Annotated in this window: 4 protein-coding genes; all 4 read right to left on the bottom strand. The window is 72.1% G+C overall.

Annotation, left to right across the window (positions count from 1 at the left end; genetic code table 11):
* Positions 1 to 115 precede the first annotated feature (115 nt).
* Positions 116 to 3,445 carry a right-handed parallel beta-helix repeat-containing protein gene (locus B5D66_RS10475; protein ID WP_078761494.1) on the bottom strand — a complete coding sequence of 1,110 codons (3,330 nt, stop codon included), beginning with the start codon at positions 3,443 to 3,445 and terminating at the stop codon, positions 116 to 118.
* Positions 3,446 to 3,557: 112 nt separating this feature from the next.
* Positions 3,558 to 5,201: a hypothetical protein gene (locus B5D66_RS25455; protein WP_078761493.1), complete on the bottom strand. Its 1,644-nt coding sequence runs from the start codon at positions 5,199 to 5,201 to the stop codon at positions 3,558 to 3,560.
* Between the two features lie 134 nt (positions 5,202 to 5,335).
* Positions 5,336 to 5,848 (bottom strand): hypothetical protein, encoded by a 513-nt coding sequence (locus B5D66_RS10465; RefSeq protein WP_144390074.1) that lies wholly within the window; start codon positions 5,846 to 5,848, stop codon positions 5,336 to 5,338.
* A gap of 50 nt (positions 5,849 to 5,898) precedes the next feature.
* Positions 5,899 to 12,396, bottom strand: a 6,498-nt coding sequence (locus B5D66_RS10460) for an ADP-ribosyltransferase (RefSeq protein ID WP_200813607.1), incomplete at its 5' end; no start/stop codon positions are given.

Here is a 12,396-nt window from a genome sequence, read left to right as displayed (position 1 = left end):
CCGACGTGGCTCCGGCTTCTCATGGAGCGTGGGCGGGGTGGCCCCCTTCGAGACCTTTCGAGGGGACCACCCCGCCCTGTGGCGCTTCGGGCCGCCCGGGGTCGCCGACCGTGGGTCAGGCCGGCGCCGGGACGTCCGCCGGCAGCAGGGTGGTGAAGTCCTCGCGGGCGACGTTGCCGCCCAGCTCCACCAGCCGGCCCGCCTGCCGGGTGATCATCCGCTCCAGGACCTGGCGGGCGTAGCGGGCGTTACCGAACGAGGCGTCCCGCGGCACCGCGGAGAAGTGCTCCGCCAGGGCGTGCAGGGTGTCCTCGGCGCATTCGTACCCCGACGACGCGGCCATCTTCGCGACGATCGTCACCAGCTCCTCGTCGCTGTAGTTCGCGAACTCGATCCGGTGGCTGAACCGCGAGGCCAGACCCGGGTTGGAGTCGAGGAAGCGCTGCATCTCGTCGGTGTAGCCGGCGACGATCACCACGACCTCGTCGCGGTGGTCCTCCATCAGCTTCACCAGGGTGTCCACCGCCTCCTGGCCGAAGTCCGCGCCGCTGCCCCCTCGGGGGGTCAGCGTGTAGGCCTCGTCGATGAACAGCACGCCGCCCTTGGCCCGCTCGAACACCTCGGTCGTCATCTGCGCGGTGTGCCCGATGTAGCGGCCGACCAGGTCCGACCGCGCCGCCTCCACCACCTGGCCGCTGGGCAGCACCCCCAGCGTGTGCAGCAGCCTGCCGTACAGCCGGGCCACCGTTGTCTTACCGGTACCGGGTGCGCCGGCGAACACCAGGTGGTGGCTCATCGACGGCACGGGCAGGCCCATCGCCTTGCGCTGCTGGGACATGACCAGCAGGTTGGCCAGGTCGTTGACCGTCGCCTTGACCCCGCTCAACCCCACCATGGCGTCCATCTCGGCGCGCAGCGCTGCCACCTCGTCCACGGGCTTGTCCGACGCCCCTTCGGCCGGGGTCTCCACGCCTAGGTCGACCGGCAGCAGCAGGGTGAGGTCGGCCGGGTTGTCCGGGGGCTCGCCGCCCAGCCGGTAGGCCTGGCGGTCGATCATCTCCTCGAACAGTTTGCGCGCGTCACGCCCGTTGCCGAAGGTCGAACCCCGGTGCATCCCGTCGAAGCGCGCCCGCAGCGCCGTCCGGGTCTCCTCGGCGAGCTGGTAGTGGTGGGCCTCGCACATGCCCTCCACGATCTGCACGAGCTCGTCCACCTCGTAGTTGGGGAACTCGATCGTGCGGCTGAACCGGGAGGCCATGCCCGGGTTGGCGGCCAGGAAGCCCTGCATCTCCTCGGTGTAGCCGGCGACGATCACCACGACCTCGTCGCGGTGGTCCTCCATCAGCTTCACCAGGGTGTCGATGGCCTCCCGGCCGAAGTCGGGGCCGCTGCCGCCGTCCTGCTTGCCCGACAGGGTGTAGGCCTCGTCGATGAACAGCACGCCGCCCTTGGCGCGCTCGAACACCTCGGTGGTCTTGATCGCGGTCCCGCCCACGTACTGCGACACCAGGTCGGCCCGCGCCACCTCCACCACGTGCCCGTAGCGCAACACGTCCAGCTCGGCGAGGATCCGGCCGTACAACCGCGCCACCGTGGTCTTACCGGTACCGGGCGGCCCGCCGAACACCAGGTGCCGGCTCATCGAGGGCGTGGGCAGCCCCATCTCCGCGCGGCGCTTGGCCATCTGGGTGCGGTTGATCAGGGTCCGGACCTCGTGCTTGACGTTGGCCAGGCCGACCAGCGCGTCCAGCTCCGCCAGGGGGCCCTCGGACTCGGGCTCCGCGTTCTCGGGGGCCTCGGCCGAGAAGGAGGGGGAGGGCAGGGGGGAGGGCATCGCGTCCTGGCCGCCGCCGTCGGCGTTCTCGCCGTAGGCGTCGGGGGCGCCGTTCCCGCTGCTCAGAAGGTCCTGGGCGCGGATCCGCTCGCTGCGCACGGTCTGGCGCAGACCGGCACGGGCGTTGTCGCGCACCGAGCAGTCCTCGACCACGACGTCCTCGGCGCTGTGCACGAGGACGCCGTCACCGCCGTTGCCGAACAGCTCGCAGCGGCGCAGGTTCGCCCGCGCGCCCGCGGCCACCAGCACGCCGTTGCGGCGGCCGTTGTAGACCCGGGTGCGCAGCAGCGACGCCTCGCCGCCGTTGAGCACGGCGACACCGTCCCCGGTGCAGTCGGAGATGTCGCAGTCGCGCAGGTCGGCGCGTGCCGCCGCGCCCACCGCGACGCCGGCGTCGCGGCTCTCGCGGATCTGAACACCCGTGAGCAGCGGACGCGACCCCTCGTCCACCTGGATCGCGTTCTTGCCGGTGCGCTCGACCGTCACATCCTCCAGGCGACCCTGCCCGTCTTTGACGAAGCGGATGCCCTGGCCCTTGGTGTCGGTGACGGCGAGGCCCCGCAGGAAGGGGCTGGCGGCCTCGACCACGAAGCCGGCGCCCTTCGTGCCGGAGACCAGCCCCCGGTCGAACTCCACGGTGCTGCCGCCGGTGATCGAGACCCCGTTGCCGCCGCGCACGATCAGACCGACGAAGGAGGTCGTCGAACGCTCCTCGGCGCGCACCGCGTCCCCGCCGGCGTCGATCACCTCGCAGTCGGTGAACATGCCCCGGGCCTTGCCCCACAGGTGGATGCCCGCCCCGGTGGAGCGCTCCACGGTGACCCGGCGCAGCTGCGGGTCGGCGCCGTTGTGCACGGCCACGCCGCGTCCGCCGATGTCCTCGAACCGGCAGTCCTCGACGTCGACACGGGACCGGGTCGACAGCACCAGGCCGTCGTCGGAGGTGCCGTGCACCCGCAGGTCGCGCAGCGACGTCGAGGCGTCGTCCTCCAACGCGACGGCGGGCTTGGCGCACCCGGAGATCTCACAGTCCTCGACCAGGCCGCCGGAGCGGCCACTGGCGAACACCCCGTTGCCGCGCACGTCGCGGAAGACGCACGAACGCACCGTCGGAGCGCCCTGCTCGCCGAGGACCAGGGCGCTGGTCTGGACGTCCTCGATCAGGCAGTCCTCGATCACGCTGCGCTCGGGCGAGGTGATGACCACCCCCGCGCCCGCCGAGCAGGTCACCCTGCTCTCGCGCATCGCCAGCGCGCCGGAGTCGCGCACCACGACCGCCGTCCACGCCGCCCCGGACACCTCGCAGTCGGCCATCTCGGCCTGGCCGGCGGCGATGTCGACCGCGGGCCGGTCCCCGTCGAGGCCGCGCAGGACGATCCCGGACAACTTGACGGCCTCGGCCGCCGAGACGACCACGCTGCCGGACCCGGCGACCACCTCGACGCTGCCGCGGCCGTCCCGCGCCACCAGCGTGACGACCTTCATCAGCACCAGGCTCTCCTCGTAACGGCCCGGTGCGATGCTGATGAGGGCGCCGTTCTCGGCCGCCGCCACCGCGGCCCCGATCGTCGCGTGTCCATCCGGGGCTACCGTGAGGAGTTGCCTCGCCATCTCGTCTTCCCTTTTCCTCTGGGTCCCCCGAATCCGGGGGTTCTCTCGGTCCCGGGCCTGGCCGGCCCGGTACGCGGTGGGGCGGGACGGCCAGGCCGTCCCGCCCACCACGTCACGAACAGGTCGCCCGGACCACCGACGCGGCGACGTGCGAGCGGGCCTCGCCCTCTCCGCCCACCGTGTCCTCGCCGATGTTGGTCAACTGGACGGTGAAGCTCTCGGCGGGCGAGGTGAACCCGGTCACCTGGACCCAGCCGCCGCGCACGGCGGACTGCTCGACGCCGAAGACACCGATCGCCTCGCCCTCGGAGGTCGGCCCAGGGAAGACCTGGTACTTGGCCTCCCGCTCCGCCACCCACAACGGGCTCTCGTCGTCGGGGACGTGCACGTAGATGTCGCAGGCCACCCCCGGCCGACCCGGGGTGAACGTCCAGTAGGCGTACTGGCCGTCGCCGCGTTCGGGGTCGCCCGAGACGGGGATCGCGTCGTAGGCGGCGGTGCAGTCCTCCTGGGGGTCGGCACCCTCGCGCACGGCCCACGAGGCGGTGCCGTCACCCTCGTGCCACGCGCCGGCGCGGCCGTAGGACGCGGCCTCGTCCGAGGCGCAGCCGGGGCCGACGATCTCGGAGAAGCTCCACGCGGCCGGGGAGGCCTGCGTGGACGGCTGCGACTCCGCGGGCTCCTCGGACGCGGCCGGCGCGGGTGGCGGGACGTCGGCGTTCTCCTCGTTCTCCGGCGTCCGCTGGCCGGACTGCTCCCCGCCCTCGGCCGTGCCTTCCTCGCCCTGAGACGTCTCGCCCTCTGCTGCGGAGCGCTCCTCCCGCTCGCTGGCCGACGCCGCCTGCGCCAGCGTGCTCGCGCCGTCGCCGTCGGCGCTCTGCTGCCCGGAGTCCGTGGACCGTTCCGTGCTGCCGGCGCTCCCGGTGTCCCCGCTGCCGCCGCTGTCCTCGGTGTCGTCCGGCCGCGACGAGCGTTCGCCGTCGCCGTCGTCCTCGCCGGTGGAGCTCCGCGACCCCACCTCCGGCAGCGAGCCGATGATGCCGGGCGCGTCCTCGTCGGAGATGCGGGCTTCCGGCGCGTCTCCGGAGCCGCCCGACTGGTCCCCGCTGCCGCTCGTGGTGGTCGTCTCGCCGGAGGTGCCGTCCGGCGCTGGGTCGCTGCGCTCCTCCTCACCGGTCTCCCCGGTGCCCGGGTCCGGAGTGGCCGCGCTGCCCGAAGGCTCCTCCCGCACCTCGGGCACGTAGCCGCCCGAGCCGTCCGAGGCCGTGTCGTTGACGCTGCCGGTCGTGGCCGCCTCCGCCGTGCCGTTGCTCCCGGAAGCGGACGAGCCCGCGGCGTTCTCGCTGCCCTCCCGGTCACTGGTGCCGGCGATCAGGCTGCCCGAGGTGAGCGGCACCGTCTCCAGCGTGCTGCTCTGAGTGCTCGCGGACACCGCGAACGGCGCGGCGATGAGGACGAGCCCGGCGATCGCGGCGCCCGCCAGCACGGGCGGGCCGGGGCGGCCCAGCTGCGGGCTGGGCTCGACCGGGTCCAGGGGAGCGCGGGCCACGGCGCCCACCGCATCGAACGCGCGGGGGTGGGCGGCCGCCGTCGCGGTGGCGGTGGCCGCCTCCGCCTGTTCGGCCGGGGACGCCGCACTGGACGCCTCGGGGACGTCTGTCCGGCCGCTGACCGCAGGCGGCGGGGAAGGCGGCTGGTCTGGCGAGGTGGCGGGGGTCAGCGCCTTCTCCTGGCCGCCCTCGATCTTCTCGGTCATTGACGGTCCTTTCCACAACCCAGGGGGAATCGCCGGGGCCGCGCTCGGCTCGCGGCGGGGACGGGGTGGCAGTGCTCAGACGACGGGGGTGGGGTCGATGGCGGCCGTCCGTGCCGGGCGGCGCCTGCGGTGGTTCACGGCCGGGGCTCCGGCGCGTCCGGCCGTGTGGCGCTCTGCGGAGCGCCCAGCTGGTAGGGGGCGTACAGGTCGGGACGCAGCACACTCGCGGCCGGCTCGCCCCGCCCCTTGGCGTCGCGCAGCCCGGCCCAGACGTGCGCTCCGGCTCGCACTCGGGCGGCCCCCTCCTCGAACCCGGCCGGGGGTGTGGCGGGTTCGCTCCATCCGGCCGCCTGGTGCCCGTCCGTCCACACCCAGCCGAGCTGGACCCCGTCCTCGTCTGCCAGCGGCGCCCGCAGTACCGGCGACTGGTACTGCCAGGCGTACTGGTCGGGGACGTGGTCGACCCGGACGGTGGAGCCGTCGGGGTGCCAGCGGGGGTGGCGGAACGGGCCGTCCGCCGCGCGTTCCGGCTCGGAGGCGGGTGCCGTCCGCACCTCCGGGTCCGGCTGCGCCGCGGGCTCCGGTTCCGGTGCGGATTCCGGCTCCGCCACGGCCCCGGAAGCGGCCGGGTTCGTCTGTTCTGTCATCTTGGTGTCCGTTCTACCGGTCTTCAAGAGGCATGTGGTATGCGGAGCCGTCAGTTTCCGCTGTTCCCGCCGTTCAGGGCCTGCCGAAAAATTTCGGCCATGCTCGGCGGCTCCGGCTTCGCCGTTTCGGACTCCGCCGGCTGGGTCTCTGCCGTTTCGGTCTCCGCCGGCTCGGGGCCGGCCCCGGAGCCGTCACGGCCGGGGTCACCGAGCGGCGGCTCACCAGCGCTGGGGACAGCCTCGTCCTCCTCGCCGTTGTCCTGCCCGGGCTGCGTCACGGGGGGCGGCATGGTTCCCGGCGCGGCCATCTGGCTGATGGGCCCGCCGGATCCAGACCACGGGAATCCGGGATCGACGTCAAAGACCGCGGGCGCGGGCCGGTCGGGGCTGCCGTCGGGGCGGATGCCCCCGCCGGCCTGCACAAACCGGTCGCGGGTCTGGCCGAGGTGGTCGTGGGCGTTGCGGAGCTCGGTCTGGGCGCGGACCAGGTCCTGCCGCGCGGTCTGGGTTCCCATGCGGCTGCCGCGTGCGTCATTCAGCCGCGCCTGGGCGAGGTTGACCTCGGCTTCGGCGGCGGTGACCCGCAGCTGGGCGGCCTCGACCAGCCCGCCCAGGTAGTACAGGTCGTCACCGGCGATCCCGAAGTTCGTGCGGAGGGTCTCCAGGTCGGTCTCGAACTGGACGACGTCGGCCTGCGCCTGGGCCACCTCGGCCCGCGCCTCGTCCACGGCGCGCTCACTCGGGTCCGGGCCGGTGGTGGTGGAGGCGCCGTCGTGGTGGCCGGCGTCCGGCCGGGTGCCGTTCCCGGTCTCCAGCGTTGCCGGGTCCGTGACCGTCATGTTCACGGTCAGCGGACCGGTCCCGGCCGCCGGCCCGCTTCCGTTCGGCGACAGGACCAGCTGCCCCTCGATGTCCAGGTTCGCGCCGTAGGGAGTGGGGGTCCAGCCGGGCGGGGGCGTCCACCCGTCCGGGACGAGCTCCGCCTCGATGAACCACGACTTCATGCCGTAGGGGTCGGGACGCTCGGCGACAGCGTGGATGACGAAACTGCTGTCGCGCCGGAGCAGCACCTCCTGCTCGTCCTGGCCGTTGCGCACCGCCTTTTCCGCGTTCAGCGCCGGGTAGCCGGCCGGGGCGCGGAACATGACGTAGATCCGCCGCGCGGTGTAGTCGGAGTGCGGGATGGCCGACGTCGAGAGGTAGCCGGGCTCGGTGTGCACCTTGCCTACCAGCCCGTGCATGGACGCCGGGTCATTCACCGAGGCGCCCATCCGGTGGGCCAGGTCGGAGTTCGCCCCACGGAAGAGAATCACCGACTCGGGCAGCCCCCAGTGCTGGAACGCCGAGTCAAGGTTGTCGACCGCCTTGCGCAGGCTGTCGGTCGGCTCGTGATCGGACTGGAGCGCCTTGTTGATGGTGTCGCTGCCGTGCGCCCGGTAGAAGCGCAGGTAGGCCCGCTGGTCGTCGGTCAGCGGCGGCACGGGGAAGCGCCGGTCGAGCCAGGTGCGGGCGTCGTCGCTGGTGAACGGCGGCTGGCCAGTGCGCATGCCCCGGCTGGACGTGCTGCGGCCGGAGGGCGGCCCGCTGGGCTCCTGGGCCGGCAGGTCCTGCCGGTTTCCGGCGGCGGTGGTGGACAGTCGCGCCATGTTCACGTCGAGCGTGGGATTTGCCTGCGATTCCCGGAGCAAGGCGTCGGTATCGACCCGGTTGCCGGACACGTGGCCGGTCGAGTCGCCGGCGTGCGCCGGGTTCGCGCCGGACGGCTTGGGCGGCTTCGAGAACGCGCGCGGAGCCTCGCCGTCCGACATTTCCACGTCGGAGTCATCACTGGACCGCGCGGAGTCCGAGGCGCTGCCGGAGGCCGGTCGCGCGGCAGCCGGGTTACCCGCTGTGGAGAACGGCGAGGTGTTCAGCGCCGCGAGGTCCGCCAGGGCCGTGTCCAGCGCCCCGGATGCCCGCCAGGCGTTCCACGCCTGCTGCAGCATCTGCCACTTCTCGTCCGGCGTCGTGAGGCGAGTGCCGCCATCATCGGCTGGGCTCTCGTAGCGGCCCAGATTCTCGGTGACCTGCTCCACGCTGTCGCCGCGCTGGTAGTCCAGATAGGCGCCGAGGAACGCGAGCGCCTGCTCGTAGTCGTCCACGACGTCGGGTGCCGCCTGCTGGAGCGGGGTACCGATGCGTTCCGCCGTTTCCTCGGTGAGGTCCGCGATCCGCACCGGGGGTTCGTAGGGAGTGGGGCCGCCCGTGTCACGGTCGAGCGCCGGACGCGTGAGCGTGGCGAGCTCGTCGAGGTGGTGCCCGCGCAGCCGCGCAAACGGGAGGTGCGACCAGGACATGAGGTTGCCGGGCGCCATGTCCACCCGTGACTGGTCGGGGCGAATCCGGAACAGCCCGGGGTTATCGCTTTCAAAGTATTCGTCGACGAGCCCGTACATGTGCCCCGTCTCGTGGAGCGGCACGATGGGGGGACCGTCCACGGGCCAGATTCGCATGGTGGCCCGTGGAATTTCGCCGTCCACTGACGGAACCCATTTGACCCATCGGTGGGTGGGGCCGGTGACGCCGGGGGCGCCGGCCTCCTCGACTGTGAAGTGCAGCTGGTCGCCGGGGGAACCGTCCTCGTTGGGGAGCCGGTGCCGGTAGTTCCACGCGGCCTCCAGCGTCTCACGGTAGTCACGCAGACTCCGGGCGGCCACGTCGGGGTCGACCTCATCCGAGCGGAACTTGATGCGGACGGTGAGCTCGCGGACGTGCGAGGGGCCGCCAGGCGTGCGGAATTCCTCGGGAATGGGAATGCGGCGGACCTCAAAATGAGCGAAAACCTTATAGTCGTGCAGGTCGGCGGGCCGCACAAATTCGGGTGCGCCATCCGGGTTGCCCGGCACGGGGACGCCATCGGGATCGTCGGCCGTGGTGAGACCCGGCAGAGTGGACGTGGTCAGGAGCTCCGGACCACGCTGGCGTTCTACACCGGACGAGCCGGCCCGCGCACCGATGACGGTGACGGGGACGTGGTCGCGGGCGTCCTTCCAGTGCTCACGGTCGACCAGGTTGTCGTACACGGGGGCGGGCCTGCTGGTGGACTCGGCGGTCAGGGCGGAGATCCGGGACAGCGAGACGGCGGTGACCCGGGCCGGTGGGGCGTCGTGAGCGCCGGTCCGTGTGGCCTGGGACGCGCCCGACTCGGTGAGCCCGAACCAGGAGAGCACGTCGGGCACGGCCGTTGTGTGGTTCGGCTGCGGCCCGGTCCCGGCCAGTGCCGGCTGGCCCCAGTCGAGGTGACCGTGCAGCCGGTAGCGGTCGGCCTGGTCGCGGTCGACGAGTTCGACGCGGAGCCGCAGTTCGGCGCCGTTGCGCAGCGTGTAGGGGATCCGCTCGCTGGCGCCGTTGCTGTAGGTGACGATGCGCCCGTCGTTGATCTGAGCTTCCATCGCGCGGACCAGCTCGTTCTCGGCCCGGACGATGACGTCGGGGCGTGGACCGGCGAAGCTCTGCAGCCGTTCAAGGCGCACCACGGTCTCGACGGTGTCGCGGCCGTCCGGCGTCACCCGTGGAATCCGGTTCCACTCGAAGCGCGGATGTGTGGAGTCGGGGAAACTTCCGCGCTGAGTGATACGCGCGGGCAGCACGGCGCCATGGCCGGTGGGGACGGCGAAGTCGCGGGTCTGCCCGGGGCGGCTGCCGAACCGCTCGGCGAGCTCGTCGGACAGCGCGGCGGTGCGGAGGGGGGAGTTGGCGACCCGCTCCCAGCCGCCCGGCGGCTCGATGATCCCCGCGTCGCTCAGGTTGTGCAAAGCCTGGAGCAGGGCGCCGTTCTCCTGCCAGTACCTGGTGTAGTTCAGGTACTGCTCCTCCCTGTCCGTGTCGCCCCCGAACACCGTGTCCAGGCTCTGGCCATTGACGTGGTGGTCGTAGTAGGTGCGCAGCAATGCGGCGGCGTCGTCCGCCTCGAGGTCGTCGATTCCGTCGAGCAGCGGGCTCACGTCCACGGTGTCGAACGGGCCGTCGGAGGGATCGACGTCCATGGCGTCGTCGGAGTCGTTGCCCATGATGACGTCCGAGCCGTCCGAGGCCTCGGAAGCGGACGAGACGCGCTTACTGAGCGGGTCCCCGCCCAGCGGGGTGGCGGACCACTGGCCTGCCCCGGCAGGCGGCTGCGGCGGGTCGATGGAGGTGTTGACCATGACGTCGCCAGTGCCGTCGCCCCGGAAGGTGGAGCCGCCGTCCGCTCCTAGGGTGGGCGCCGTGGGGGGAGCGGACGGAGTCCGGTCGATGGTGCCGCCAGCCTCGATGAACCGTTCGCGGGCCTGGTCGAGGCCGGTGCGGGCGTTGCGCAGTTCGGTCTGGGCGCGGGCCAGCTCTGCCCGCGCGGTTTCGGTGCCCATGCGGCTGCCGCGCGCGTCGTCGAGGCGGGCCTGGGCGAGGTCGATCTCGGCTTGGGCGGCGGTGACCCGCAGCTGGGCGGCCTCGACGAGCCCGCCCAGGTAGGTCAGGTCGTCGTCGGCGAGGCCGAGCTCGCTGCGGGTGTTCTCCAGGTTCGTTTCAAACCGGACGACGTCGGCCTGGGCACGGCTCACGTGAGAGCGAGCCTCATCCACCGGCACCCGAGGCCCCCGGTCGTCGCGGCCGTCGCTGTCCGGCTGGGGCGCGTCCCCGGGGTCCGTGAGCGCCGTGTGGATCTGGACGGTTCCGCCGGCGCCCTGCCACTGATCCAGGGTGGCATCGCTGATCAACTGGGGGATGGGATTGTCGTCCGGAACCCGGTCGGCGTTCCAGTAGCCGCGATCTGCGTCACCGAGCGGGGCGGGCCGCCAGCCAGGAGGCGGATTCCAGCTGGTGGGCACAATCTCGATCTCGAAGAAGAGCTGCGGCCGGATCAGCAGGCTCTGCGGAAGCGGAGCCCGCCGCGGGTAGACGGCGTGAATGATGAACTTGGTTCCCCGGGGCAGCAGGATCTCCCGCTCGGGTGTCCCAACCTTGGAGATGTCCATGAGGTTGATAGCGGGGTGCCCCTTGGGTGCCCGGATCATGAAGTAGGCATCGCGCTGCATGGGGGAGTGCGTGCCGATGGACGTCGAGGCGTAGCTGGTATCGGTGAACGTCATACCGACCAGGCTCTGGAGGATCCTGGGGTCAGCCGCGGCCGCACGCGGATCCATGTTGGGGTGGCGGTCCCGCAACATCCGCTCGATGTAGTCCCAGTTGACCCCACGGTGCAGGATGACGGACTCCGGCAACGTCGATTCGGCGATCCCGGCGTCGATGTTCGCGACCAACTCGGTGAGGGACTGCTCGGCCTCCTGCCGGGTTTGTCCCGGCTGCACGACGACCTTGCCCTCTCGCAGGCCCGCCTTAATGAACTCGTATCCGTCGGCCGCGTACGTTTCGAGTGCGTCGTACGAGTCCTCCATCAGGTTCGGCGACGGCATGATGGTCTGTGCCCAGTCGATGGCCTCCTGGTCGTTGTCGAAGCGGCGGGCGTGCTGCATGCCGACGCCATCGGGCTCCTCGCCGTTGCCCAGCCACGGCAACGCGGGAGGAATGCGCATGGTCCACGGCACGTCGGTGCCGTTGTCGGTGAAGACGTCCAGGGCGTTGTTCAGGGTGTTGGAGCGGTGCCACAGCGCCCACTGCTCACGAATGATCTGTTCGACCTCCACCGGGCTCAGCGAGCGGCTGTGGAAGTGCGAAACGATCTCCGGCATGGGAACGCCGCGCTGGTGAGCGAGGTAGGCGGTGAACAGGGGCACCGTGCTACTCGTGTTGAGGCGCGGGTGGGTGTCGAAATCCAGGTGCTGCGCGATCTCCCGCTGTAGCGGCGTGGGAACGCGGGCGGGACCTTGTGGCGTTGCCGCGTCGCTCCCAGAGTCCGGCACGTTCGCCGCGTCGTCCAGCGAGTCGTCGGGGAGGAACCGTGACCACGTGTCTGTGGGTACGGGCACGCCGTGGGTGGAGAGGGTGTTGACCGCCCAGAACAGTGAGCCGTCCTGACGCCACTGGTTCCACTGGTCGCGCATGACCGGCGCGATCTGCTCGGGCGGGCGGCCGTTGGCGAAGGGCGCGGCCACGTCGGCCAGTGCTGCGCCGTTGACGTGGTGGTTGTAGTAGGCGGCGAGCAACGGGAGGGCGGCCTGTTCGGGAACGCCCGGGCGCAGGTTGGCAGCCAAGTGCCGCGCGAGGTCTGCCTGCACCTGGTGCGGAAGGTCGGTGAGGCGGAACCCGGCGGGCGGCTGCTGCGCACCGGGGAACGTGGACGGCCCGGCCTGGCTCGCCGGAGACGGCGGGTCGGTGAACGCCAGGTTGACCTGGACGGTCGGGTCGCTCGGCCAGGCCCGCAGCGTGGTGTCGCCGGATGGGGGCGCGGGGACCGCGCTGCTGTCCCCGGTGCTGGTGGTGGGTGACGGAGCCGGGACCTGGCCGGAGCGGGGGCCGAACGGGGTGGGTGTGCTGGGGGCGCCGTCGTCGGTGAAGGTGCCGCCGGCCTGGGTGTAGCGGTCGCGGGCCTGGTCGAGGCCGGTGTGGGCGTTGCGCAGTTCGGTCTGGGCGCG

The organism is Marinactinospora thermotolerans DSM 45154, from assembly GCF_900167435.1.
Lineage (GTDB): Bacteria > Actinomycetota > Actinomycetes > Streptosporangiales > Streptosporangiaceae > Marinactinospora > Marinactinospora thermotolerans.
The sequence above is the reverse complement of the archived record's forward strand: the minus strand, read 5'-3'. Positions and strand labels throughout refer to the sequence as shown.

Excerpts from the sequence above, each read along its gene's own strand:
- B5D66_RS10475 (WP_078761494.1), bottom strand. The coding sequence starts at position 3,445 with ATGGCGAGGCAACTCCTCACGGTAGCCCCGGATGGACACGCGACGATC.
- B5D66_RS25455 (WP_078761493.1), bottom strand. The coding sequence starts at position 5,201 with ATGACCGAGAAGATCGAGGGCGGCCAGGAGAAGGCGCTGACCCCCGCC.
- B5D66_RS10465 (WP_144390074.1), bottom strand. The coding sequence starts at position 5,848 with ATGACAGAACAGACGAACCCGGCCGCTTCCGGGGCCGTGGCGGAGCCG.